General features: G+C 64.4%; 18 protein-coding genes. 13 read left to right on the top strand and 5 right to left on the bottom strand.

The window, feature by feature from the left end:
• Positions 1–103: 103 nt before the first annotated feature.
• On the bottom strand, positions 104–1,426 hold the full coding sequence (locus SO180_RS31005) for an ActS/PrrB/RegB family redox-sensitive histidine kinase (protein ID WP_449382638.1): 1,323 nt from the start codon (positions 1,424–1,426) through the stop codon (positions 104–106).
• A 109-nt stretch (positions 1,427–1,535) separates the two neighbouring features.
• On the opposite strand from SO180_RS31005, the gene SO180_RS31000 reads away from it, so the two are divergent.
• The 4 genes from SO180_RS31000 to SO180_RS30985 all read left to right on the top strand — a co-directional run bounded on the left by SO180_RS31000 (position 1,536) and on the right by SO180_RS30985 (position 5,653).
• On the top strand, positions 1,536–2,342 hold the full coding sequence (locus SO180_RS31000) for an ABC transporter ATP-binding protein (RefSeq protein ID WP_449382628.1): 807 nt from the start codon (positions 1,536–1,538) through the stop codon (positions 2,340–2,342).
• Complete coding sequence (locus tag SO180_RS30995; protein WP_449382627.1) at positions 2,339–3,157, top strand: ABC transporter permease; 819 nt, start codon at positions 2,339–2,341, stop codon at positions 3,155–3,157. Before SO180_RS31000 ends, SO180_RS30995 begins: the two co-directional genes overlap by 4 nt.
• A gap of 121 nt (positions 3,158–3,278) precedes the next feature.
• Positions 3,279–4,607, top strand: coding sequence for a polyhydroxyalkanoate depolymerase (locus SO180_RS30990; protein ID WP_449382626.1), 1,329 nt, complete (start codon positions 3,279–3,281; stop codon positions 4,605–4,607).
• Positions 4,608–4,813: 206 nt separating this feature from the next.
• Complete coding sequence (locus SO180_RS30985; protein ID WP_449382625.1) at positions 4,814–5,653, top strand: M48 family metallopeptidase; 840 nt, start codon at positions 4,814–4,816, stop codon at positions 5,651–5,653.
• Between the two features lie 349 nt (positions 5,654–6,002).
• Here the strand turns inward: SO180_RS30985 and SO180_RS30980 are convergent, their stop codons facing one another.
• Positions 6,003–8,201, bottom strand: coding sequence for a transglycosylase domain-containing protein (locus tag SO180_RS30980; protein ID WP_449382624.1), 2,199 nt, complete (start codon positions 8,199–8,201; stop codon positions 6,003–6,005).
• 166 nt (positions 8,202–8,367) lie between these two features.
• Here SO180_RS30980 and SO180_RS30975 point away from each other — a divergent pair, with 166 nt between their 5' ends.
• Positions 8,368–8,793 carry a DUF1330 domain-containing protein gene (locus tag SO180_RS30975; protein ID WP_449382623.1) on the top strand — a complete coding sequence of 142 codons (426 nt, stop codon included), beginning with the start codon at positions 8,368–8,370 and terminating at the stop codon, positions 8,791–8,793.
• Between the two features lie 144 nt (positions 8,794–8,937).
• Here the strand turns inward: SO180_RS30975 and SO180_RS30970 are convergent, their stop codons facing one another.
• A complete protein-coding gene (locus tag SO180_RS30970; protein ID WP_449382622.1) occupies positions 8,938–10,164 on the bottom strand; it encodes an ABC transporter substrate-binding protein in 1,227 nt (408 codons plus the stop codon).
• A 183-nt stretch (positions 10,165–10,347) separates the two neighbouring features.
• On the opposite strand from SO180_RS30970, the gene SO180_RS30965 reads away from it, so the two are divergent.
• The gene (locus SO180_RS30965; protein ID WP_449382637.1) at positions 10,348–10,875 is read left to right on the top strand and encodes a methylated-DNA--[protein]-cysteine S-methyltransferase; all 528 of its coding nucleotides are present in this window, start codon (positions 10,348–10,350) and stop codon (positions 10,873–10,875) included.
• Between the two features lie 91 nt (positions 10,876–10,966).
• On the opposite strand, the gene SO180_RS30960 is transcribed toward SO180_RS30965, so the two are convergent.
• The gene (locus SO180_RS30960; RefSeq protein ID WP_449382621.1) at positions 10,967–13,756 is read right to left on the bottom strand and encodes a [protein-PII] uridylyltransferase; all 2,790 of its coding nucleotides are present in this window, start codon (positions 13,754–13,756) and stop codon (positions 10,967–10,969) included.
• A gap of 189 nt (positions 13,757–13,945) precedes the next feature.
• On the opposite strand from SO180_RS30960, the gene SO180_RS30955 reads away from it, so the two are divergent.
• From SO180_RS30955 to SO180_RS30930, 6 genes are all read left to right on the top strand, one after another.
• Entirely contained in the window at positions 13,946–14,920 is a 975-nt protein-coding gene (locus SO180_RS30955) for an aliphatic sulfonate ABC transporter substrate-binding protein (RefSeq protein ID WP_449382620.1), read from the top strand.
• Positions 14,921–15,125: 205 nt separating this feature from the next.
• Positions 15,126–15,971 carry an ABC transporter permease gene (locus SO180_RS30950; RefSeq protein ID WP_449382619.1) on the top strand — a complete coding sequence of 282 codons (846 nt, stop codon included), beginning with the start codon at positions 15,126–15,128 and terminating at the stop codon, positions 15,969–15,971.
• Complete coding sequence (locus SO180_RS30945; RefSeq protein ID WP_449382618.1) at positions 15,971–16,756, top strand: ABC transporter ATP-binding protein; 786 nt, start codon at positions 15,971–15,973, stop codon at positions 16,754–16,756. Before SO180_RS30950 ends, SO180_RS30945 begins: the two co-directional genes overlap by 1 nt.
• A 54-nt stretch (positions 16,757–16,810) precedes the next feature.
• Positions 16,811–17,320, top strand: a complete 510-nt coding sequence (locus tag SO180_RS30940; RefSeq protein ID WP_449382617.1) for an OsmC family protein — start codon at positions 16,811–16,813, stop codon at positions 17,318–17,320.
• 172 nt (positions 17,321–17,492) lie between these two features.
• On the top strand, positions 17,493–18,287 hold the full coding sequence (locus SO180_RS30935) for a hypothetical protein (RefSeq protein WP_449382616.1): 795 nt from the start codon (positions 17,493–17,495) through the stop codon (positions 18,285–18,287).
• Positions 18,288–18,558: 271 nt separating this feature from the next.
• Complete coding sequence (locus SO180_RS30930) at positions 18,559–20,235, top strand: methyl-accepting chemotaxis protein (RefSeq protein ID WP_449382615.1); 1,677 nt, start codon at positions 18,559–18,561, stop codon at positions 20,233–20,235.
• A gap of 146 nt (positions 20,236–20,381) precedes the next feature.
• On the opposite strand, the gene mutS is transcribed toward SO180_RS30930, so the two are convergent.
• Positions 20,382–23,120 carry a DNA mismatch repair protein MutS gene (mutS, locus tag SO180_RS30925; protein WP_449382614.1) on the bottom strand — a complete coding sequence of 913 codons (2,739 nt, stop codon included), beginning with the start codon at positions 23,118–23,120 and terminating at the stop codon, positions 20,382–20,384.
• A 216-nt stretch (positions 23,121–23,336) separates the two neighbouring features.
• Here mutS and pcaF point away from each other — a divergent pair, with 216 nt between their 5' ends.
• Positions 23,337–24,545, top strand: coding sequence for a 3-oxoadipyl-CoA thiolase (gene pcaF / locus SO180_RS30920; protein ID WP_449382613.1), 1,209 nt, complete (start codon positions 23,337–23,339; stop codon positions 24,543–24,545).
• Positions 24,546–24,612 lie beyond the last annotated feature (67 nt).

Raw genomic sequence — 24,612 nt, 5'->3', positions numbered from 1 at the left:
GGTTTTGTCCTCTCTCCAACGCTGGAAGATATGGCGTTGCAATCGGCCGCTGCCAAGGTCGTCGAAAGTCGATGGCGTGCGCAGTGCGACCCAACGTCGCGGTCTATCCTATTGTTTCTTCGGCCGTCTCGGTAGCCTCAAAACGCTCGCGCGGCCACACGATCTGCACCACGGCGCCATGCTCGGGGAACGTCCGATTGGTAAACGAGACCTTGGCACCCGTGCGCTCCAGGAGCGTGCGTGCGATGAACACCCCAAGCCCCAGGCCGCGACGCTCGCCTCCGCCGTCGTCCTGCAAGCGCCGCCGCGACAGATAGGGCTCGCCGATCCGGTTCAAGAGATCGGGCGGAATGCCGGGGCCGTCGTCGGAGATCAAGATCTCGATGGTATCGTTGTTCCACCACGCATTGACCTCGACGGTCGTATGAGCGAAATCGACGGCATTTTCGACAATATTGCCGACGCCATAGAGAATCGCAGGATTGCGCGAGCCGACCGGTTCCGTGGCCGCCGCCACCGCGATCCGCACCTTGATGGCAACACCGAAATCGCGGTGTGGCGCCACGACCTCCTCGATCAGCTCCGACAGCTTCATGCGGTCGAACGGCGCGCCGGTGGAGGAGAGCTGGGTGATCTTGCTCAGGATGTCGCGGCAACGCTGCGTCTGCTCGCGCAGGGTTTTCAGATCGGCGGCGAAGCTTGCGTCCTTCACCGTCTTCTCCAATTCGCGCGAGATCAGGAAGATGGTTGCCAGCGGTGTGCCGAGCTCATGCGCGGCCGCGGCCGCAAGCCCGTCGAGCTGGGTCAGATGTTGCTCGCGCGTCAGCACCAGCTCGGTCGCGGCGAGCGCGTCGGCGAGCTTGCGCGCCTCTTCCGTCACCTGGAAGGAGTAGAGGCTGGTGACGCCGATCGCGAGCACGATCGAAAGCCAGACGCCGACCAGATAGATCGGCGGCAGCACCAGGGGATCGTCGCTGTCCCAGGGCAGCGGCAGATGAAAGAAGACCAATATCGAGGCGCAGGCGACCGCCAGCAGGCCGAGGCCGAAGGTGAGCCTGGCCGGCAGCGCGGTCGCGGAGATCAGGACTGGGGCCAGGAACAGGAATGAGAACGGGTTCTCCAATCCGCCGGTGAAGAACAAGAGGCCAGCCAATTCCACGATGTTCAGCGCCAGCAGTGCGGCCGCATGGACGCCCTCCAGCCGCTGCATCGGATTGACCGCCATTTGCAGGGCGAGGTTGAGCGCCGCCGCCAGCCCGATGATGGTGACGCAGGGGATGATCGGAACGTTGAATTCCAGCCCCTGCGCCACGATGAAGATGGCGGCGAGCTGGCCGAGCACCGCAAGCCAGCGCAGCCGCAGGATCGTATCCAGGCGGATATGCCGCCGCGAATGGCGAAACTCGGAAGCGGCAATTTCAGTTATATCGGCCAATTGGGCACTGCCTTCTCAGGTCACAAACGCGGGTGGCTCACACAATCCGTCTGGTTACAAGTCTTGCGCTTGCCGCCGCAATAGCAGAAGAACGCCCAGCATGACCGAGAATGACAAGGCTTCAAGTCGGCCGACTGTCGCGGACGGCACCCTGTCCGCGGCGATCGAGGTCGACCATCTCGTCAAGGTCTACAAGCAGACCCGTGCGGTCGACGACATTTCCTTTACGCTTCCGCGCGGCAGCATCACGGGTCTGCTCGGCGGCAACGGCGCCGGCAAGACCACGACGATCGCGATCATCATGGGCCTGGTGCTGGCGACCTCCGGCCGTGTGCGGGTGCTCGGGCATCGGATGCCCGAGCAGAGCGCCGATGTGCTCGGGCGGATGAATTTCGAAAGCCCCTATGTCGACATGCCGATGCGGCTCACGGTGCGGCAGAATCTGACGATTTTCGGCAAGCTCTATGCGGTGAAGGATCTGTCCGGTCGCATCGCGCAGCTTGCCGACGATCTCGATCTCAACGAATTCATCGACCGGGCCAACGGCAAGCTCTCGGCCGGGCAGAAAACCCGCGTTGCGCTTGCGAAGGCTCTGATCAACCAGCCCGAGCTGCTGCTGCTGGACGAGCCGACGGCCTCGCTCGACCCTGACACGGCCGATTGGGTGCGGTCGCATCTCGAGGCCTACCGCAAGGCCCACAATGCCACCATCCTGCTCGCCTCGCACAACATGCTCGAGGTCGAGCGGCTCTGCGACCGCGTCATCATCATGAAGCGCGGTCGCATCGAGGACGACGATACGCCCGACGCCATCATGGCCCGCTACAACCGCGACACTCTGGAAGATGTGTTTCTGGACGTCGCGCGCGGCCGTAGCAACGGAGCGGCGCGGGAGACGGTGCGATGAGCGAGCTCGCGCTCCATCGCGGCCTGGCGATGCATCGCATCAATGCGATGATCCTGCGCTACTGGTACCTGTTGATGTCGTCCTGGCCGCGGCTTCTGGAGCTGCTCTACTGGCCGGCGCTCCAGGTCATCACCTGGGGCTTCATCCAGCTCTATGTCGCGCAAAACGCCAATTTCTTCGCGCGGGCCGGCGGCACGCTGATCGGTGCCGTCATCCTCTGGGACATCCTGTTCCGGGGCCAGCTCGGCTTCTCCATCTCGTTCCTGGAGGAGATGTGGGCGCGCAACATCGGCAATCTCATGATGAGCCCGCTCAAGCCGATCGAGTTCCTGCTCGCACTTATGGTCATGAGCCTGATTCGCCTCGCGATCGGCGTCATCCCGATGACGCTGCTCGCGCTGTTTCTGTTTCACTTCAACGTCTACAGCCTCGGCCTGCCGCTGATCGCCTTCTTCTGCAATCTGATCTTCACGAGCTGGGCGGTCGGCATCTTCGTTTCCGGCCTGGTGTTGCGGAACGGGCTCGGGGCCGAAAGCATCGTCTGGACCTTGATGTTCGCGATCATGCCGCTCGCCTGCATCTACTATCCGGTCAGCGTGCTGCCGCCCTGGCTGCAAGTCGTCGCCTGGACGCTGCCGCCGACCTACGTATTCGAGGGCATGCGGGCGCTGCTGATCGACCACAGCTTCCGGGCCGACCTGATGCTATATGCGCTCGCCATCAATGCTGGCCTTCTGGCGGCATCTTTCTGGGCATTCCTTGCCCTTTTGCGCAGCGCCAAGAAGCACGGCTCGCTGCTGTCCAGCGGCGAGTAGCTTCACTTTCCCGTGGATTCAGGCTCGTTTTTGCGACGGAGAGCCCGTACATGTACGGAACCATGCATTGACGCAATATTACGCATTCGGCAGTATGCTGCGATGCGAGAGGATATACGATATGCCTATTGGTGAGTTTGGCGGCGCACCGCCCCTGGTGGCCGAAGGCAGTCCGGTCTTAACGACGCCGATGTACTGGATGTATGAGATGGCGCACGCCTCTCTCAATCCAGCGCGCGCAGTCACCGACGCCACCAAGATCTTGTTTCAGAATCCCCTGAATCCGTGGTCGCACACCGATGTCGGCAAGTCGCTGGCCGCGGCCTGCGAATTGTTCGAGCGCACGACGCGCCGCTACGGCAAGCCGGAATGGGGCCTCGACGACACCGAGGTCAACGGCATCCGCGTCCCCGTCGAGGTCCGCCCGGTCTGGGAAAAACCGTTTTGCCGGCTGCTCTATTTCGATCGCAAGTTCACCCGTCCGCTGCGCAGCCCGCAGCCGCGCGTGCTGATCGTGGCGCCGATGTCCGGCCACTACGCGACGCTGCTTCGTGGCACGGTCGAGGCCCTGCTGCCGGCGCATGAGGTCTACATCACCGATTGGGCCGACGCGCGCATGGTCCCATTGAGCGAAGGCCGCTTCGATCTCGACGACTACATCGACTACGTCATCGAGATGCTGCATGTGCTCGGCGGCAACACCCATGTGATGGCGGTGTGCCAGCCTTCGGTGCCCGTCGTCGCGGCCGTCTCGATCATGGAAGCGCGGCGCGACCCGTTCGTGCCGACCTCGATGACGCTGATGGGCGGCCCGATCGACACCCGCCGCAATCCGACCGCGGTGAACAAGGTTGCCGAGGAGCGCGGCATCGACTGGTTCCGCAACCACGTCATCACCAAGGTGCCGTTCCCGCATCCGGGCATGATGCGCGACGTCTATCCGGGCTTTTTGCAGCTCAACGGCTTCATCAGCATGAATCTCGACCGGCACATGGATGCGCACAAGCAGCTGTTTGCCAATCTGGTGAAGGGCGACGGCGATCTCGTCGACAAGCACCGTGACTTCTACGACGAATACCTCGCGGTCATGGACCTGACCGCGGAGTATTATCTGCAGACGGTCGACACCGTGTTCGTCAAGCATGCGCTGCCGAAGGGTGAGATGACCCACCGCGGTACGCGGGTTGACCCCACCAAGATCACGCGCGTTGCGCTGATGACGGTGGAAGGCGAGAACGACGACATCTCCGGTCTCGGTCAGACCGAAGCGACTCACGGTTTGTGCAGCTCGATCCCCGATCATCGCCGCGTGCACTACGTGCAGAAGGGCGTCGGACATTACGGCGTGTTCAATGGATCGCGCTTCAAGTCGGAAATCGTGCCACGCATCCACGATTTCATGATTTCGGCGGCGAATCCGAAGGCTTCACTGGCGTTGGCGGCCGAATAGGCCGCTTTTTCGGGTTTCCCGCGCATGGTACGGCGCTTCGAAGGGGCCGGGTTCCCGCCAGATTCGCGGTAATTAGGTAGTTTTGTAGGAGTGAGCGGGGCCTCAGACTTTGGGGCCCCATCATGCACCTGGCGGGGGCGAAAAAAACCGGTTCCAACCCCAGTCTGTAGGGGCTCCCGGGCTGCCAACCCCTGTATATTGGGCAAATGATTTGTTTTTGCGCCGAGCGCTTTCCGTGGCGGCGGTTATGGCAGAATCCGGGCGAACTCCTGCTCCCCGGACTGACAGACATGGCCACTCGCGCGCTCCTTTATCGGCGGCCTCACGAACCCAAGACCTTTGTGATCCACCACGGATCGCAATTTTTCGCGATAAGGCTGCGCCGACACCGTCGCGCGCGGCGCTATACGCTTCGCATTCATCCGAGTGATCGCGAAGCGATCCTCACCATGCCGCCGCGCGGCACGCTCGCAGAGGCAAAAGACTTTGCGCAGCGTCACGGTGCATGGATTGCCGCGCGCCTTGGCCGCTTGCCGAAGGCCGCACCGTTCCAGGCGGGCACTGTGATACCGCTTCGTGGCCTCCCGCACCGGATCGTGCATCGCGCCGGCGTACGCGGCACGGTGTGGACCGAGACGCGCGATAGCGGCGAGCGCATCATCTGCGTTGCCGGCGGTGTCGATCACGTCGATCGCCGTGTCCACGACTTCCTCAAGCGCGAGGCGCGCCACGATTTGCAACGCTCGGCGGAAGCCTATGCCGCCGAACTCGGCGTTCGCGTCAGGCGGCTCTCGATCCGCGATCAGTCGAGCCGCTGGGGCTCCTGCACCTCCGCCGGCTCGCTATCGTTCTCCTGGCGTCTGATCCTCGCGCCGCCTTACGTGCTGGACTATCTCGCAGCCCACGAGGTCGCCCATCTCGTCGAGATGAACCACTCGCCGCGGTTCTGGCGCGTCTGCGCGAAGATCTGCCCCTCGGTCGAGCGCGCCAAGAAGTGGCTCGATACGCACGGCAACGACCTGCATCGCTACGGGATCGAGGATTAAGGCCCTCTCTTGCTAGCCAGGCTGTAAGCCGTCGGCCGTATCCGAAGCCGTCATCGCCCGCCTTGTGCGCAATTGCGCACTGGAGTGGACGATCAAGTATTCCAGAGGCGGTGAAGAATACGGAGAAGCCGCGGCGTACTGGATTGCCGCTTTCGCGGGCAATGACCCGAATGAGGCGACGGCCTACGCGGGGAATGGCAAGTGAAGTCGCGTCGCGACGTCTGCTTCGTCCGCCGCATCAATGACCTCGCAAAATCCACCGCGCGTCGCGCCGGCTCTCACCGGCTACTGTGCATGGGGTTGTTTTCGAGCTTTTTGTTCAGGCCGAACCTGACAGCGCTTTTAGCGGCTACCTGTTCCCGCCAAACAATCGGTCCATCAGCCAGCCGTCGAGCCCCGCGGCCGGCTCCGGTCGCACATTGGCGCGCGTGGCTGGCGGGCGAGTACCGCTATTGTTGACAACAGCGGACGGCGTCGGTGCGGAGACCTGCGAGGCCGCCTGCGCGAGGTTCGACAGGCCCCAGCCGGCTTGCGAATTCGGCAAGGCCGCTACCGGCACGCCTTCGTGCGCGGTGCGCATGAAGCGCGACCAGACTTCCACCGGCAGGCCACCACCGGTCGCCTTCTTGGTCGGCGAGCTGTCGTCATTGCCGAGCCAGACACCGGTGACGAGGTTGGCGGTGTAGCCGATGAACCAGGCGTCGCGGTAATCCTGGCTGGTGCCGGTCTTGCCGGCGGCCATCCAGCCCGGGATCTCCGCCTTCTTGGCGGTGCCGGAGATCAGCGTTTCCCGCATCATCGTGTTCATCATCGCCACGTAGCGCGGCTCGATCACCTGGTTGCGCTCGTCGGGCTGGCGCATGTAGAGCAACTTGCCGCCTTCTATCGTCTTGATCTTCGTCACCACATGCGGCGACACAGCGAGGCCGCCATTGGCGAACGGCGCATAGGCGCCGACCAGCTCGACGACCGAGACTTCGGAGGTGCCGAGTGCGATCGAGGCGTTGGGCTCAAGCTTCGAGGAGATGCCGAGCCGGTGCGCGGTGCGCACCACGTTCTTCGGCCCGACTTCGAGGCCGAGGCGAATTGCGACCGTGTTGAGCGACATCGCGAGCGCCTGGGTCAGCGTCACCGCCCCGAAATACTCGTGGGTGTAGTTCTCAGGCTTCCAGCCCTTGACCTCGATCGGCGCGTCCTGGCGGATCGTGTCGGGCGTCAGCCCCTGCTCCAGCGCGGTCAGGTAGACGAACGGCTTGAACGAGGAGCCCGGCTGGCGCTTGGCGGTCACTGCGCGATTGTATTGACTCTCGGAATAGTTCCGCCCGCCGACCAAGGCACGCACGGCGCCGTCAGGCGTCATCGCGACCAGCGCGCCCTGGCTGACGTTGAACTTCACGCTTTTCGCCGCGAGCTCGTCGATGATGGCGGCTTCCGCGACGCTCTGCAGCTTTGGATCGATCGTGGTCTCGACCGTGATGCTCTGGTCGATCTGGCCGACGAGATCGTCCAGGACCTCGCCGATCCAGTCGGCGACGTAGTTCACGGTGCCGGCGCCGGCCGGCTTCACGTTGTAGGAGGGATGGCCGATCGAGGCCTGCGCCTGCGCTTCGGTGATGAATTTGGCCTCCGCCATGGCGGCGAGCACGACCTGCGCGCGCGCTTCCGCGCCTTCGGGATTGCGGTTGGGCGCGAGGCGCGAGGGCGATTTGACGAGGCCCGCGAGCATCGCGGCCTCCGCAACCGTCACGTTCCTGGCCGACTTGCCGAAATATTTCTGCGCGGCGGCCTCGACACCATAGGCGCCGGAGCCGAAATAGACGCGGTTGAGGTAGAGTTCCAGAATCTCGTTCTTGGAGTGCTTGCGCTCCAGCCAGATCGCAAGCTCGGCCTCCTGCAGCTTGCGCTGCATGGTGCGCTCCTGCGTCAGGAACAGGTTCTTGGCAAGCTGCTGCGTCAACGTCGAGCCGCCCTGCGATACGCCGCGATGAACCACGTTGGTGACCAGGGCGCGCAGGATGCCGACCGGGTCGATGCCGAAATGCGAATAGAAGCGGCGGTCCTCGATGGCGATGAAGGCCTTCGGCAAATACGGCGGCAGATCCTTCAGCGCCACATTGGCGCCGGCCATCTCGCCGCGTTGCGCCAGCACGCTGCCGTCCATGCCGACGATCTGGATCGTCGGAGGGCGCTTTGGAATTTCCAGCGATTGAATCGGCGGCAGATGGGCGCCGACCCAGATCACGACGCCGATCACGGCGATCACGCCCCACAGGCCGAGCACCGCGCCCCAGTAGAACAGACGGCCGATGCCAAAGCCGATCTTCGACTTCGACCTTCGTTTTGCGCCACTGCGGCTCACGGGCGCCTTCCTTTCGCGCGGGGGCTCGTCATCGGCATCGTCGCTCTTGCGCTTGGCCTTGTCCTTTTTCGGCTTGTCGTCCGAGGCGTTCGGGATGCGATCGGCAGGCGTCAGGCGCAAATCGGCCAGCGCTGCGGGCAAGCCAAACAGTGGCTCCTTGCGCCCGCCTTTTTTCTTTCCCCACGCCATCCACAAACGCCCGGTCAGTCCGTCCCACCGCACGCTAGCTGTGGCTGTTTAAGGCCCGGTTACGCAAAGCTTAACGCGGGATTAGGAGGTGCGGCGGCCGCGTGCCGGTGGTTCCGCGAGAGGCGCGGCAAAGCTAGGATCGAGCCATCAACGAAAGGGAGCACCCATGGGCCATATCGATCCGACCAAGGAGGTTTTCGCGCAATTCCGGGAGAACGACCGCCCGGGTCCGATCCACATGCTCAATCTGGTTCGCTTGCGCAAGGAGGCGGCCTATCCCGACGGCCGCAAAGCGACCGGCGCCGAGGCCTATGCGGCCTATGGTCGCGAAAGCGGCCCGGTGTTCACGCGCCTCGGTGGCCGCATCGTCTGGCAGGGCAGGTTCGAGATAATGCTGATCGGTCCGCAGCAGGAACGCTGGGACCACTGCTTCATCGCCGAATATCCAAGCGTCGCCGCCTTCGTCGAGATGATCCGCGACCCCGTCTATCGCGAAGCGGTGAAACACCGGCAAGCGGCGGTCGAGGACTCCCGCCTGATCCGCCATGCCGTGCTGCCGATCGGAAAGAATTTCGGCGAGGTGCCGGAGTGACACTCGGTCTCTCATGGCGTCATGGCCGGGCTTGCCCCGGCCATCCACGTCTTTTCTCGGCTCAGGAACGTGGATGCCCGGGACATCCAGCGCGAAGACGCGCTTCTGCCCGGGCATGACCTTTTTCGTCCGGTCTTTTCCTGACTAACCCGCCGGGCCTGCATCCTCCAGGATCGGGCCGAACAGCTCCCAGCGCTCGCCGTTGAACTTCATCATCTGAAGCTGCTTGTTGACGCGGTAGTCGGTCGGCGAGGTGTTGGCGACAATGCCTGGCAGTGCAAGGTCGAGCTTGACGTCCTTCAGGCTGGTCGCCTGCTTCATGACGTTCTCACGCGTCAGGTCGTCGCCGCACTTCTGCAGCACGTAGACCATCAATTGAGACGTCGAGTAGCCGTAGGCGTTGAAGAGCGAGTCCTTGTCGCCTTCGGGATAGTACTTTGCCATGAACTCGAAATACTTCTTCATGCCTGGATCGTCCTTCCAGGTCGGATCGAGCGGATCCTTGCCGTAATTCACGCTGATCACGCCCTTGGAAGCTTCGAGCCCCGCCGGCTTCATCACCGCGCCGACCGATACGGAGTTGATGTCGAGGATGTGAACCGGATGCCAGTCGAGCTCGGCGATCTTCTTGATCGCCTGCGCCGCCTGCTTGGGCGTCGTCGCACTGAAAAAGAGATCCGCGCCCGCGTCCTTGATCTTGAGGATCTGCGAATCGATGGTCGGATCCGAGACTTCGTAAGACGCTTCCGCCACGATCATCTTTGCGGCCTTGTCGCCGAGGCCGGCCTTGATGCCGTTCAGATAGTCTTTGCCGAGATCGTCGTTCTGATAGAGGATGCCGATCTTGGCGTTCGGATGGTTCTTGATGATGTATTGGCCGTAGATGCGGCCTTCGACGAAGTAGTTGGGATTGTATCCCATCGTCCACGGGAAGTTCTTGGGATCGGTGAACCGCGACGCGCCAGTGGCGGCAAAGAGCTGCGGCACCTTCTTGGAATTGAGATATTTCTGCACGGCCGCATTCGAGGGCGTCCCGAGAAGCTGGAAGGTGAGCAGCACCTCGTCGCTCTCGACCAGCTTGCGGACCTGCTCGACCGCCTTCGGCGGGCTATAGGCGTCGTCATACTGGATCAGATTGATCTTGCGGCCGTTCACGCCGCCCTGATCGTTGATCATCTTCATATAGGCCGCCTGAGTCTTGCCGATCGTGGCATAGGCGGAGGCTGGCCCGCTGAAAGGGTTGGTCTGACCGATCTTGATCTCGCTGTCGCTCGCACCGGGATCGTATTTCTTCTGCGCGAGCGCCGGCGAGGCCGCGAGCGCAAGGGCGAAGGCCGCGGTGGCGGCCAAATGGGCTGGGCGATTGTTCATCCGGAATCTTCCTCCTCACGGAATTATCTGTCGATGGTCTGTTTCCGCCTGTTCGAGCGGCCGCCATCGCTGCCTGGAATTGTGGAGGAAGCCTCGCCAGGGCGCAAGGCGTGTCAGCTTTCGGGTGGCGTTCGCGGGCGTGTCGCGACAGTCTGTGTCGGTCCATTCTTCGCCGAGCTAATCATGACGGCTGCGTCGCAAAACCCGGAATCGTTTGGCTTCGATCGCCTGAAGACGCCGATCGGGGTCGCTCTGCTCGTCACGGATGCAGAAGGCACGCTGCGCGCGCTCGACTGGGACGATTACGAGCACCGAATGCACGAGCTGCTGCGCCTGCATCATGGTGCGGTCGATCTGCGTGCGCGGCGCGCGCCTGTCGAGATGCGATCGGCCCTGTCGGCTTATTTCGGCGGTGATCTCGTCCGGCTGAAATCGATCAAATGGCGCGTCGCCGGCACGCCGTTCCAGCGCAAGGTGTGGACAGCGCTTGCGACAATTCCTGTCGGCACGACGCTGAGCTATGGCGCGCTGGCCGCTAGGCTCGACATGCCCAAGGCGGTGCGCGCCGTCGGTCACGCCAACGGTTCCAATCCGATCAGCGTCGTGCTGCCCTGTCACCGCCTGATCGGCGCTGACGGTTCGCTGGTGAAATACGGCGGTGGCCTCGAGCGCAAACGCTGGCTGCTGAGGCATGAGGGGGTGGGGGTGTAGTTGGCGAGGCGCCTCTTTCTTCGCTCGTCATTCCGGGGCGGCGCACAAGCGGCGAGCCCGGAATGGCACGTGGAGAGAACAGGCGCGACCTTCACGCCGCCGGCTGGACCGCCTTCTCGCCCGCCATCACATGCGTCAACGCGCTCTTGATCGCGGCCTGCCGCGTCGGCGCGTTGATCTGCGCGCCAAGGAGGTCGGTGACGTAGAAGACGTCACGCGCGCGCTCGCCGAAGGTCGCAACATGCGCGGAGGCGATGTTGAGGTTGAGCTTGGAGATCGCGGTGGTCAATTCGTAGAGCAGGCCGGGACGGTCGAGACCGGAGACCTCGATCACGGTGTAGCGATCGGACCACTGGTTGTTGATGATCACTTCCGGCTCGATCACGAAGGGCCTCGCCTTGCTGCGCACGGTGCGCCGCGCCACCACCTCGGGCAGCCGCAGCTTGCCTTCCAGCACGTCCTCGATCATCTCGCCGATGCGGGTGGCGCGACGGCCCTCGTCCTCGTCGCGGTCGTATTCGCGCGAGATCGAGATGGTGTCGAGCGCACGGCCGTCGGTCGTGGTGTAGATCTGGGCGTCGACGATGTTGGCGCCGGCGGACGCGCAGGCGCCCGCGATGATCGACAGCAGCCAGGGATGGTCGGCGGCGAAGATCGTGAGTTCGGTGACGCCGCGGACCTCGTCGAAGCCGACATTGATCGCGAGCTTGTGGCCGGCCTGCTCGCTCGCGCGCACGAAGCGCGCGTGGCGCATCTTGCGCGGCAGCTCGACCTTGAGCCAGTAGGCCGGATAGTGCCGGCCGACATAGGCATCCAGCTCCTCCTTCGGCCATTCGGCGAAGGCGTTGCGAAACTCGGCGTGCGCGGCGGCGAGGCGCTTGCCCCGGTCTACTTCCGAGAAGCCGCCGGTCAGCACCGGCTCGGTCTCGTAGTAAAGCGATCGCAAGAGCTGCGCCTTCCAGCCGTTCCACACCCCGGGCCCGACGCCGCGGATGTCGGCGGTGGTGAGGATCGTGAGCAGCTTCATCTGCTCGACCGACTGCACTACGGCGGCAAAGTTCTCGATCGTCTTGCGGTCCGACAGATCGCGCGACTGCGCGACCGTCGACATGGTCAGATGCTCCTCGATCAGCCAGGCCACGAGCTCTGTATCGGCCGGGCTGAAGCCGAGCCGCGGACAGAGCCGGCGCGCCACCTTGGCGCCCGCGATGGAATGATCCTCGGGCCGCCCCTTGGCGATGTCGTGCAAGAGCGTCGCGATATAGATCACCGGCCGGTGCTCGGGCCGCGTCTTGCGCATGAGGTCGCTGGCGAGCGTGAACTCCTCGATGCCGCCGCGCTCGATGTCCTGCAGGAAGCCGATGCAGCGGATCAGATGCTCGTCGACGGTATAGTGATGATACATGTTGAACTGCATCATCGAGACGATCTTGCCGAAGGCGCGGATGAAATGGCCGAGCACGCCGGTCTCGTTCATCCGTCGCAGCACGGTCTCGGCGTCGTTGGAGGTCAAAATCTCCATGAACAGCCGGTTGGCTTCGGGATTCTCGCGAAGCTGCGCGTTGATCAGGCCCAGCGAGCGCGTCACGTTACGCATCGCGTCGGGGTGGAAGGCGAGGTTGTTCTTCTGTGCCAGGCGGAAGATGCGGATCAGGTTGACCGGATCGTGCTTGAACACGTCGGGTGCAGCCAGGTTGATGCGGTTGTTGTCGACGATGAAGTCGTCGCTGTCAGGGACGCGCCGCTTCACGGTGCTGGGCCTCAGGCGCGCCATCATCCGGCTCAGCACCGGCGCGGGCTTGGCCTGCTGGTCTTCGAGCTTCGCGCACAGGATGGCGGTGAGATTGCCGACTTCCTTGGCGACCAGGAAGTAGTGTTTCATGAAACGCTCGACGTCCTGCATGCCGGGATGCGAGGTATAGCCGAGGCGCACCGCGATCTCGCGCTGGAGGTCGAAGGAGAGACGCTCCTCGGCGCGGCCGCAGTAGAAATGCAGGTTGCAGCGTACCGACCAGAGGAAGTCGGCGCAGCGGCGGAAGGTGCGGTACTCCTGCGCGTCGAACACGCCGCGCTCGGCGAGCTCGTCGGTGTCGCGCACGCGATAGACGTATTTCGCGATCCAGAACAGCGTGTGCAGGTCGCGCAAGCCGCCCTTGCCGTCCTTGACGTTGGGCTCGACCAGATAACGCGACTGGCCGCCGCGGCGATGCCGCTCCTCGCGCTCGGCGAGCTTTGCGGTAACGAATTCGGATGCGGTGCCCTGGACCACTTCCTTGTCGAACCGCGCGACCAGCTCGTCATAGAGCGGCTGGTCGCCGGTCAGGAAGCGCGTCTCCAGGATGGCGGTGCGGATGGTCATGTCGCCGCGCGCCTGCCGGATCGATTCATCGACGGAGCGCGTGGCGTGACCGACCTTCAGGCCCATGTCCCACAGGCAATAGAGGATGGCTTCGGCGACCTGCTCGCCCCAGGCGGTCTGCTTGTAGGGCAGGATGAACAAGAGATCGATGTCGGATTCCGGTGCCATCAAGCCGCGGCCATAGCCTCCGGTCGCAACCACTGCCATGCGCTCGGCGCCGGTCGGGATCGGCGAGCGGTAGAGATGGCGGGTCGCGGCCGAGTAGAGGATGCGGATGATCTCGTCCTGCACGTGGCACAGCCGCTCTGCGCAGCGCCGGCCGTGGCGGTCTTTCAGCAGGATCTTCTGCGCTTCCGCGCGCGCCGCGATCAGCTCGGCCTTGAGCAGTTGCGCCATCGCCGTGCGGAACGCGTCCTCGCGCCCCTCATGCTTTGCGGCAAGCGCATCGATCGCGGCGGTTGCCCGCGCGCTGTCGAAACGATCATCCATCTCCTGCTTGTGCTGGGGCGCGACACTGTCCATGCTTCACCGGATATAAGAGCTGACCGGCGCTGTCACCCGCCATTCTCTCGCAATAGTCGTTCCATGCTTGGAAAGGCTGGCCTTCGACAAACTTGTTCTCGGCCGGGCCGGTTTCAAGATAGGGATTTTCTCGTTGACCTCTAGGTATAACTCATTGAAAAACAATGAAGTTTCGCAAGGAGGCCGGACATGACCAGATTTTCACGACGCATTCTGCTGGCGGGCGGTGTGGCGCTCGCGCTGACCACTGGTCTGGCGCGCGCAGCCGAGCCGCTGAAGGAGCTTCGCATCGACTGGGCGACTTACAATCCGGTGTCGCTGGTCCTGAAGCAAAAGGGGCTTCTCGAGAAGGAGTTCGCCAAGGACGGCATCAGCATCACCTGGGTGCAGTCGGCCGGCTCCAACAAGGCGCTTGAATTCCTCAATGCCGGCTCGATCGATTTCGGCTCGACTGCGGGCTCGGCGGCGCTGGTCGCAAGGATCAACGGCAACCCGATCAAGTCGATCTACGTCTATTCGCGCCCCGAATGGACTGCGCTGGTCACGACCAAGGATTCCAAGATAACCGACGTGGCTGATCTGAAGGGCAAACGCGTCGCGGTGACCCGCGGCACCGATCCGCACATCTTCCTCGTGCGTGCGCTGCTTGGGGCGGGCCTCTCGGAAAAGGACATCACGCCGGTGCTGCTTCAGCATGCCGACGGCAAGACCGCGCTGATCCGCGGCGACGTCGATGCCTGGGCCGGCCTCGATCCGATGATGGCGCAGGCCGAGGTCGAGGAGGGCGCAAAGCTGTTCTATCGCAAGGCCGACGCCAACACCTGGGGCATCCTCAATGTGCGCGAGCAGTTCTTGAAGGACTATCCCGACATCGTCCGCCGCGTGCTCGCGGTGTACGAGGACGCGCGAAAGTTCTCGCTGGCGAATTACGACGAGCTGAAGAAGACCTTCATCGCGGTGACGAAGCTGCCCGATGCCGTTGTCGACAAGCAGCTCAAGGAGCGCACCGAACTGACCCACAGCCGCATCGGCGCCGCGCAGCGCGACTCGATCCTCGCCGCCGGCCTCGCGCTCCAGCAGGCCGGCGTCGTCGACGCCAAGGTGGATGTGAAGGCCACGCTCGATGCACTGATCGACGACCAGGTCCCGCTGCCGACGAATTGATGCTGGCCTGCAGCCCGGATGGAGCGCAGCGCAATCCGGGACTTTTCCTCCCGCGGCGCTATCCCGGATTGCACTGCGCTCCGGGCTACGCAAGTGGAGAGGCGGGCGCAACCAACTCCGCCGTCGTCCCGGGGCGCGAAGCGAGCCCAGGACGGCGGTCGAGAATGTTGCGCTCCCTTGCATTCCCGCCAGAGACGCGCTTGCTATGGCTATGACCTTCGAAGCCCCAGCGGTGGAACAGTCCGAGAGCGGCCTAACGCGTGCGCCGCGCATTGCACGCTACGCGCGGCCGCTGCTCGGGCTCGTGCTGCCGCTGACGCTCGCGCTTGGCTGGGAGCTCGTGGTCTGGCTCGGCTATTCCAACGGCCGGCTGGTGCCACCGCCCTCGCGAGTCCTGGCGACCATTCTCGATCTTGCCCGCTCGGGTGAGTTGACGCGGCACATCGCCGCGACCTTGTGGCGTGTCGGTCTCGGCTTCGTGCTCGGCGTCGTCGCGGGCACGCTGTTAGGCGCCATCGCCGGCTATTGGTCGTTGGCGCGCCGGCTGCTCGATCCGACCGTGCAGGCGCTGCGTGCAATTCCCTCGATTGCCTGGGTGCCGCTGTTCATCCTCTGGCTGGGCATCTTCGAGACCTCCAAGATCGCACTGATCGCGGTCGGCGTTTTCTTTCCGGTCTATCTCGGCGTGATGGGCGCGATTCTCATCGTCGATCGCAAGATCGTCGAGGTCGGCCGCATCTTCCGCCTGTCGGGCCCAGCCATGATCCGCCGCATCCTGCTGCCCGCCGTGCTCCCGGCTTACGTCGTGTCGCTCCGTGTCGGGCTTGGCCTTGGCTGGATGTTCGTCGTTGCCGCCGAATTCATGGGGGCCTCCGAAGGCCTCGGCTATCTGCTGATCGACGGCCAGCAGCTCGGCAAGCCCGCGCAGATCGTGGCCGCGATCGTCATCTTCGCCATCCTCGGCAAGCTCACCGACTGGATGATCGAGATCGCGACGGCGCCGCTGCTCCGCTGGCAGGATGCCTTCGGCCGCGAGCGGGGAGGGGCGTGATGCTGGCGCTCGAACGGGTGAGCAAGACCTACCCCAATGGCGTCGAGGCGCTGGCGCGCTTCTCGGCTGCGATCAAGCAGGGTGAGATCGTCGCCATCATCGGCGGTTCCGGCTGCGGCAAGTCAACGCTGCTGCGCGCCATCGCCGGCCTCGATCGCGCCAGCTCCGGCGCGGTGACGCTCGATGATGAGGCGATAACGTCGCCGCACGCCAAGATCGGCATCATCTTCCAGGAGCCGCGGCTGCTGCCCTGGCTCAGCGTGGCCGACAATATCGGCTTTGGCATCGCCGATCTTCCCGCAGGCGAGCGGCGCGAAAGAGTCGCACGGGCGCTCGATCGCGTCGGACTTGCCGACAAGGCCGATGCCTGGCCGCGCGAGCTTTCGGGCGGACAGGCGCAGCGCGTCGCGATCGCGCGTGCGCTGGTGCCGCAGCCCGAAGTGCTCCTGCTCGACGAGCCGTTCTCGGCGCTCGATGCCTTCACGCGCAGGGATCTCCAGGATCACCTGCTCGACCTCTGGGCCGACACGCGCCCGACGCTGATCCTGGTGACCCATGACGTCGACGAGGCCGTGGTGCTGGCTGATCGCGTGCTCGTGATGCGGCCGCGGCCGGGCCGGCTGTTCGACCAGATCGAGATCAATCTGGCACGCCCGCGCGACCGCAACTCGCCGCTGTTCGACAGCTTCAAGCGCAATGTCCTGACGTCGCTCGACCGCTCGCTCGATCGCAATGTGCCTGACCGTGACGCAACCCAGGGTCCCGGCCAGGCGATGTGGTGGTGACAATCTTGCTCCCAGCCGGTACATCGAGGGGCGATCTTCCGGGAGAGAACAAAAATGGATGCCGCAGAACTTCGCCAGATGCAGGCCCCGATCAAGGAACGCTACAAGACTGATCCGAAGGCGGCGCTGATCACGCTAAAGGCCAAGGGCTCGACCGACAACGGTGGCATCGCCTGCAAGGTCGAGACCGGTCGCGCGCTCGCCATCGCCGGCCTCCATCCGGCGACGGGCGGCTCCGGGCTGGAGCTTTGCTCGGGCGACATGCTGCTCGAGGCGCTGGTTGCCTGCGCCGGCGTCACGCTGAAATCGGTCGCGACCGCGATTGATGTGCCCTTGAAGACCGGCAACGTTTACGCCGAGGGTGATCTCGATTTCCGCGGCACGCTCGGCGTCGACAAGGAGACCCCGGTCGGCTTCGCCGAGATCCGCCTGCGCTTTGAGGTCGACACCGACGCACCCCAAGACAAGCTCGATCTGCTGCTGAAACTCACCGAGCGCTATTGCGTGGTCTACCAGACCATCAAGAACGGCCCGAAGGTTTCGGTGTCGATGCAGAGGATGTAGCTGCCCACCTCTCACGGAGGGAGAGGTCGCGCCGAAAGCGCGGGTGAGGGGCAGCGCTCTCTCGTGGGACCTGAAGCCCTCCCCCGATTTGCTACGCAAATCGACCTCTCCCTACGGCAGGGGTGAAAGCGCCCGCGGATAAATCGATCCAACAATAATCAACCCGCGCCAAATGCCTCCCGAACTCACCTTCATACTCTTCCTCCTCTTGCGCATGGCGATCGCTGCGGCGTTTGTCGTGACGGCGTCAATCATTACCGAGCGCTCCGGTCCGGTGATCGGCGCGCTGGTCGCGACGCTGCCGATCTCGGCCGGCCCTTCCTATGTCTTTCTCGCACTCGATCACGATGCCGCCTTCATCGCGCAGGGTGCGCTGGCGAGCCTTCCCGTCAACGCCGCGACGATCTTCCTCGGGCTCACCTATGTCGTGCTCGCGCAGCGGCACAGCTTTCTGGTGAGTGTCGGAAGCGCAGTTGCGGTCTGGATCGTGCTTGCGTCCATCATCCGCATGTTCGACTGGACCCTGACTGCGGGGCTTGCCGCCAACCTGTTCGCGTTCGGCATCTGCATTCCACTTCTCGCGCAATACCGCCATGTGAAGATGCCGCTGGTTACGCGCCGCTGGTACGACATCCCCTTCCGCGCCGCGCTGGTCGCAACGCTGGTTGCGATCGTGGTTTCGACCTCTGGCTGGGTCGGACCGCGCGTCAGCGGCGTCATCGCGCTCTATCCGATCGTTTTCACCAGCATGATGGTGATCCTGCATCCGCGCATCGGCGGCCCGCCGACCGCAGCGGTGATCGCGAACTCTGCCTGGGGCTTGCTCGGATTCGGCGCGGCGATCGCAGTGATGCACGTTGTGGTGGTGCGATTCGACTCGGCGATCGGCTTGAGCCTTGCGCTTGCAACCTGCGTGACCTGGAATCTTACGCTGTGGTGGAACGCGCGCAGGAAAGTGACGCATTAAAGAGCAAGCAGCAGCTTCGCTGCCTGTTTTCGATACGATCATTAATTTAATCTTTGGGCCTTGTACGTAATAGTACCCTTCTTGTCGTCCCTGCGTTGGGCGGAGACGACATCAAAGCGTGCTTGCGTTTTCATGTTCGCGTCAGCGGGCGCGCCGCAATTTAGCAGTCCAGTATGAGCGATCGGTCCGCCGAAAGCTCAAAGTGCCATTAAGGGCGCGCGCATGTGTTCGCGCCCAACGAGGACCTATGCCTTAATCTGGAGAAATTACGATGTTTGGTCGCAAGTCCATTGGAAATGCCCAGGCGCAGCTCGACGCCATCAGCCATTCGCAGGCCGTGATCGAGTTCAGGCCGGACGGGACGATCATCGCGGCCAACAAGAACTTCCTCGACGCGCTCGGTTACCGGCTGGACGAGATCCAGGGCAAGCACCATTCCATGTTCGTGCCGGCCGACCATCGCGATAGCGCCGCCTACAGGACGTTCTGGGAACGGCTCCGCCGCGGCGAGTTCCAGGCGGCCGAGTTCAAGCGGATCGCCAAGGGCGGCCGCGAGATCTGGATCGAAGCGTCCTACAATCCGGTGCTCGGCGATGACGGCAAGCCGGTCAAGATCGTCAAGATCGCGACCGACATCACCGCCAAGAAGATCCACAGCATGGCGGATGCGTCGAAGATCTCCGCCATCGGCCGCGCGCAGGCCGTCATCGAGTTCCGCCTCGATGGCAGCATCGTCACGGCCAACGAGAATTTCTGCAATGCGCTTGGCTATTCGCTCGGCGAGATCCAGGGCAAGCATCACAGCCTGTTCGTGCCGCAGGCCGAGCGCGACGGCGCGGCCTATCGCGAATTCTGGGCCGCACTCAACCGCGGAGAATACCGTTCGGGCGAGTTCAAGCGTATCGGCAAGGGCGGCCGCGAGGTCTGGATCCTCGCCTCCTACAATCCGCTGCTCGACGAGGCCGGCAGGCCATTTGGCGTCGTCAAGTTCGCAACCGACGTCACCGCCGAGAAGCTGAAGAACGTCGACATTGCCGGCCAGATCGCAGCGATCGACAAGGCACAGGCTGTGATCGAGTTCAACATGGACGGCACGATCATCACAGCCAACCGTAACTTCCTCGCCACGCTCGGCTACGCGCTCGCCGAGGTCAAGGGCAAGCACCACAGCATGTTTGTCGACCCGTCGGAGCGCGACGGCGCCGCCTATCGCGAGTTCTGGGCCGCGCTCAACCGCGGCCAGTACCAGGCGGCTGAATACAGGCGCATCGGCAAGGGCGGCAGGGAGGTCTACATCCAGGCCTCCTACAATCCGATCCTCGATCTCAACGGCAAGCCGTTCAAGGTGGTGAAATATGCGACCGATACCACCAAGCAGGTGCTGGTCCGCATGGGCAATGAACGCGTCCGCGGCATGATGGAATCGGTTGCCGCCGGATCCGAGGAGCTCAACGCCTCGGTGCGGGAGATTTCGGAAGCGATGACCAAATCGCGCGAGACCGCATTGGGCGCGGTGGAACAGGTCGCCTCCGCCGACGCGCAGGCCCAGCGTCTGACCGAAGCCGCGCAGGCGATGAGCGGCATCGTCGAGATGATCAACAGCATCACCGGGCAGATCAACCTGCTCGCGCTCAATGCCACCATCGAATCGGCGCGCGCGGGTGAAGCCGGCCGCGGCTTCGCAGTGGTCGCCTCCGAGGTGAAGAGCCTTGCCAACCAAGCCAAGCAGGCGACCGACAAGATCGGCCAGGAGATCGGCAGCCTCAACGGCATCTCCGGCGATGTCGTCAGCGCGCTCTCGTCGATCAAGCAGGCGATCAACAACGTCAGCGAATACGTGACTTCGACCGCAGCAGCCATCGAGGAGCAGAGCACGGTGACGAACGAGATGTCGACCAGCATGCAGCGCGCCGCCGCCGAAGCCGCCGCGATCGCGGCGAGGGCGTAGCCAAGCGCTCGGAAGTGTAGGGTAGGCAAAGCGACTTTTCCGCCGCAGCTCGAAGAGCGAAGGCGGAAGCGTGCCCACCGCTGATGTCGAGGTTGCGGAGAGATGGTGGGCACGGCGCTTCGCGCCTTTGCCCACCCTACGCACCTTCACTGCTTCGGCAGCTTGGCCTTCAGCGAATAGAGCGCATCCAGCGCCTCGCGCGGCGTCATCTCGTCGGGGTGCAGCGCCTTTAGCGCTTCTACGAGCAGCTCGGCCTCACTCGGCGGTGCTGCGTCCGCGGCGGCGCGTGAGGGCACCGCGAACAGCGGGAGATCATCGACCAGCGCACGCGCGGTCTGGCCGCGGTCTTGTGCTTCGAGTTTCGCCAGCACGGATTTGGCGCGCGTGATCACGGCCGGCGGCAGGCCGGCGAGCTTTGCGACCTGGATGCCGTAGGAGCGGTCGGCCGAGCCCGGCAGCACCTCATGCAGGAACACGACGTTGCCCTGCCACTCCTTGACCCGGACCGTGGCGTTGAACATCCGCGGCAGCTTTGCTGAAAGTGCAGTGAGCTCGTGGTAGTGCGTGGCGAACAGCGTGCGGCAGCGGTTGCTCTCGTGCAGATGCTCGATCGCGGCCCAGGCGATCGAGAGGCCGTCGAAGGTCGCGGTGCCGCGGCCGATTTCATCCAGGATCACGAGCGAGCGCTCGCCGGCCTGATTGAGGATCGCCGCGGTCTCGACCATTTCCACCATGAAGGTCGAGCGGCCGCGCGCGAGATCGTCGGCGGCGCCGACGCGCGAGAATAGCCGGTCGATGATGCCGATCCGCGCGCGCGAGGCCGGCACGAAGCTGCCGATCTGCGCCATCAAAGCAATCAGCGCGTTCTGGCGCAGGAAGGTCGACTTGCCGGCCATGTTGGGGCCGGTGAGCAGCCAGAGCTGGCCGGATTTCTGTGCTGGCGCCGGCGACAGGTCGCAGGCATTGGCAATGAACGGCTCGCCATTGCGCTTCAAGGCCTGCTCGACCACCGGATGGCGCCCGGCTTCGATGGCAAAGCCCAAGGAGCCGTCGACCTCGGGCCGCACATAGTTCTCGTCGACCGCGAGCTTTGCCAGCGAGGTCGCGACATCGAGCAGCGCGAAGCCATGCGCCGCGGCGCGCAGATCCTCGCTGATATCAAGCGCCTTGGCGCAGAGCCGCTCGAAGATTTCCAGCTCGAGCCCGAGCGCGCGGTCGCCGGCATTGGCGATCTTGGCCTCGATCTCCCCGAGCTCGGATGTGGTGAAGCGCACCTGTCCAGCCAGTGTCTGGCGGTGGATGAAGGTCGCGTTCAGCGGCGCTGACATCAGCTTGTCGCCATGCTGCGCGGTCACCTCGACGAAATAGCCGAGCACGTTGTTGTGCCGGATCTTCAGGCCCTTCACAGAGGTCGCGTCGGCGTAGCGCGCCTGCATCGAGGCGACTACCAGGCGCGAGGCGTCGCGCAGGTTTCTCGCCTCGTCGAGCGCGGGCTCATAACCTTCGCGGACGAAACCACCGTCGCGCTTGATCAGCGGCAATTGCTCGGCGAGCGCGGCCGCAAACTCCGCCGCGAGCTCGCGCGAGGGCCGCTGCAATGCTGCCATCACCGCGGCGATTTCCTGCGGCGGCTGGACGATTTCATTGAGCCGTGCCAGCGCCTGGTCGGCCGCCAAAATGCCGTCGCGGATCCCGGCGAGATCGCGCGGTCCGCCGCGGCCAACCGAGAGCCGCGCCAGCGCGCGCGACATGTCGGGCGCACCGCGCAAAATGCTGCGGATGTCCTCGCGCGCGGCGGAGTCCGCGACGAAGGCGCTGACCGCATCGAGCCGCCGCGCGATGCCTGCTGCGTCCGTCAGCGGTGCCGCGAGGCGCTGTGCGAGCAGGCGCGAGCCCGCCGATGTCACCGTGCAGTCGATCGCGTCGAGCAGCGAGCCGCGGCGTTCGCCGGCCAGCGTCCGCGTCAGCTCGAGATTGGCGCGAGTGGCCGGATCGATCGCCATGGTCGCGCCGGAGGCCTCGCGCGCGGGTGGTGACAGCGGTGGATGTTTTCCGACCTGGGTGCGGTCGACATAGGTGACGGCGGCGGCCGCGGCCGTGGCCTCGAGCCGCGTGAGCTGTGCGAGCCCGTCCATGGTCGCAACCGCAAAATAATCACATAGGCGTTTCTCGGCGGTGGCGCCGTCGAAGACGTCGCGGGTCAGCGGCGTCACCGCCGGCAACTCGCGCAAGACCGGTCCCAGTTCGTTGTCGCTGTAGAGCGCGTCGGTGACAACAGCCTCGTTCGGATTGATGCGCGCCAGCGTTGCGGCTAGCTCCCCGCCTGCGCATTCCGTCACCATGAACTCGGCGGTCGAAATATCGATCCAGGCGAGACCAAAGCGATCGCCGCCCGAGGAGGAGCGGGCGCGCGCGATCGCCAGCAGATAATTGTTGGCGCGCGCATCGAGCAGCGTGTCCTCGGTCAGCGTGCCCGGCGTGACCAGCCGCACCACACCGCGGCGTACGACGCTCTTGTTGCCGCGCGCCTTGGCGGCGGCGGGATCTTCGGTCTGCTCGCACACCGCGACCCGGTGGCCGGCGCTGATCAAGCGGTGCAGATAATCCTCGGAGCGCTCGACCGGCACGCCGCACATCGGAATATCGGCGCCCTGATGCTTGCCGCGCTTGGTCAGCACGATGCCGAGCGTCTTGGAGGCGATCTCGGCGTCCTCGAAGAACAATTCGTAGAAATCGCCCATCCTGTAGAACAGCAGCAGGCCCTGATGTGCCGCCTTGATCTCCAGATACTGTTCCATCATCGGCGTGACACGGGCAGCAGCTTCTGCTTGCGGCGCGGGCGCGGATTCAGGTTCTGGTGCGGGAATGGGCTGTTGCATCGTCATGGGCGGCGCAACCTACAAAATTTCGTCCCGTGGTCCTATCGCTTTGGCCGGGGGAGGCGGGTTTTCCACGCTGTCCGCAGCGCGGCATGCGTTGCCGGCGTCAGCCCCCTGCGAATCGCGCGCGAAACCGTCAATTGACCTGCCGCGGGCGCCCTCCTAAAACTCCGCCGTCATTGAAGAATTTTGGCCGGACCGCGGCACTCAGGGAGAACAACGATGCGTGATGTGTTTATCTGCGATGCCGTCCGGACCCCGATCGGCCGTTTCGGCGGCTCGCTCGCCAAGGTGCGCGCCGATGATCTCGCCGCCGCCCCGATCAAGGCGCTGATGGCCAAGCACCCCAAGCTCGACTGGTCGCAGGTGGACGAAGTGTTCTTCGGCTGCGCCAACCAGGCCGGCGAAGACAACCGCAACGTGGCGCGCATGGCGCTGCTGCTCGCAGGGCTCCCGGATTCGGTTCCCGGCCAGACGCTGAACCGCCTCTGCGCCTCCGGCCTCGACGCGGTCGGTGCGGCGGGCCGCGCCATCCGCTCCGGCGAGATCGAATTCGCAATTGCCGGTGGCGTCGAATCCATGACCCGCGCGCCCTTCGTGATGGGCAAGGCGCAGGAAGCCTTCTCGCGCTCGGCGGAGATCTTTGACACCACCATCGGCTGGCGCTTCATCAATCCGCTGCTCAAGGCGCAATACGGCGTCGACGCCATGCCGGAGACCGGCGAGAACGTCGCCGAGGAATTCCAGGTCTCGCGCGCCGATCAGGACGCTTTCGCCATCCGCTCGCAGCAGCGCGCGGGTGCGGCGATCGCCGCCGGCTATTTCGCCGAGGAGATCACGCCGATCACGATTCCCGGCGGCAAGGCCGGCCCCATCACCGTCGACAAGGACGAGCATCCGCGGCCCGAGACGACTCGCGAGGGTCTCGCCAAGCTGAAGCCGATCGTGCGCAATCCCGGTACGGTGACGGCCGGCAACGCCTCCGGCGTCAATGACGGCGCCGCAGCGATGATCCTCGCGTCCGAAGCGGCCGTGAAGAAGCATGGCCTCACGCCGCGCGCGCGCATCCTCGGCCTCGCTTCGGCCGGCGTGCCGCCGCGCATCATGGGCATTGGCCCCGTGCCGGCGACCCGCAAGCTGATGGAGCGTCTGGGCAAGAAGATCAGCGATTTCGACCTGATCGAGCTCAACGAAGCCTTCGCCTCTCAAGGCATCGCCTGCCTGCGCCAGCTTGGCGTCGCCGACGATGCCGACTTCGTCAATCCGCATGGCGGCGCGATCGCGCTCGGCCATCCCCTCGGCATGAGCGGCGCGCGCCTTGCGCTTACCGCCGTGCACGGCATGGAGAAGCGCGGCGGCAAGCTCGCGCTCGCCACCATGTGTGTCGGCGTCGGCCAGGGCGTCGCGGTCGCGATCGAGAAACTGAACTGACGAAAGGCGCAGCGTCTCGGCATCCCGGGGCGGGTGCCAAAGATTCGTCATGCCCGGGCTTGTCCCG

Source organism: Bradyrhizobium sp. UFLA05-112 (genome assembly GCF_053572325.1).
This window is presented reverse-complemented; position numbering and strand designations above follow the sequence as displayed.

Coding starts and splice junctions, on each gene's coding strand:
- SO180_RS31000 (WP_449382628.1), top strand. CDS start 1,536: ATGACCGAGAATGACAAGGCTTCAAGTCGGCCGACTGTCGCGGACGGC.
- SO180_RS30995 (WP_449382627.1), top strand. CDS start 2,339: ATGAGCGAGCTCGCGCTCCATCGCGGCCTGGCGATGCATCGCATCAAT.
- SO180_RS30990 (WP_449382626.1), top strand. CDS start 3,279: ATGCCTATTGGTGAGTTTGGCGGCGCACCGCCCCTGGTGGCCGAAGGC.
- SO180_RS30985 (WP_449382625.1), top strand. CDS start 4,814: ATGATTTGTTTTTGCGCCGAGCGCTTTCCGTGGCGGCGGTTATGGCAG.
- SO180_RS30980 (WP_449382624.1), bottom strand. CDS start 8,201: ATGGCGTGGGGAAAGAAAAAAGGCGGGCGCAAGGAGCCACTGTTTGGC.
- SO180_RS30975 (WP_449382623.1), top strand. CDS start 8,368: ATGGGCCATATCGATCCGACCAAGGAGGTTTTCGCGCAATTCCGGGAG.
- SO180_RS30970 (WP_449382622.1), bottom strand. CDS start 10,164: ATGAACAATCGCCCAGCCCATTTGGCCGCCACCGCGGCCTTCGCCCTT.
- SO180_RS30965 (WP_449382637.1), top strand. CDS start 10,348: ATGACGGCTGCGTCGCAAAACCCGGAATCGTTTGGCTTCGATCGCCTG.
- SO180_RS30960 (WP_449382621.1), bottom strand. CDS start 13,756: ATGGACAGTGTCGCGCCCCAGCACAAGCAGGAGATGGATGATCGTTTC.
- SO180_RS30955 (WP_449382620.1), top strand. CDS start 13,946: ATGACCAGATTTTCACGACGCATTCTGCTGGCGGGCGGTGTGGCGCTC.
- SO180_RS30950 (WP_449382619.1), top strand. CDS start 15,126: ATGGCTATGACCTTCGAAGCCCCAGCGGTGGAACAGTCCGAGAGCGGC.
- SO180_RS30945 (WP_449382618.1), top strand. CDS start 15,971: ATGCTGGCGCTCGAACGGGTGAGCAAGACCTACCCCAATGGCGTCGAG.
- SO180_RS30940 (WP_449382617.1), top strand. CDS start 16,811: ATGGATGCCGCAGAACTTCGCCAGATGCAGGCCCCGATCAAGGAACGC.
- SO180_RS30935 (WP_449382616.1), top strand. CDS start 17,493: ATGCCTCCCGAACTCACCTTCATACTCTTCCTCCTCTTGCGCATGGCG.
- SO180_RS30930 (WP_449382615.1), top strand. CDS start 18,559: ATGTTTGGTCGCAAGTCCATTGGAAATGCCCAGGCGCAGCTCGACGCC.
- mutS (WP_449382614.1), bottom strand. CDS start 23,120: ATGACGATGCAACAGCCCATTCCCGCACCAGAACCTGAATCCGCGCCC.
- pcaF (WP_449382613.1), top strand. CDS start 23,337: ATGCGTGATGTGTTTATCTGCGATGCCGTCCGGACCCCGATCGGCCGT.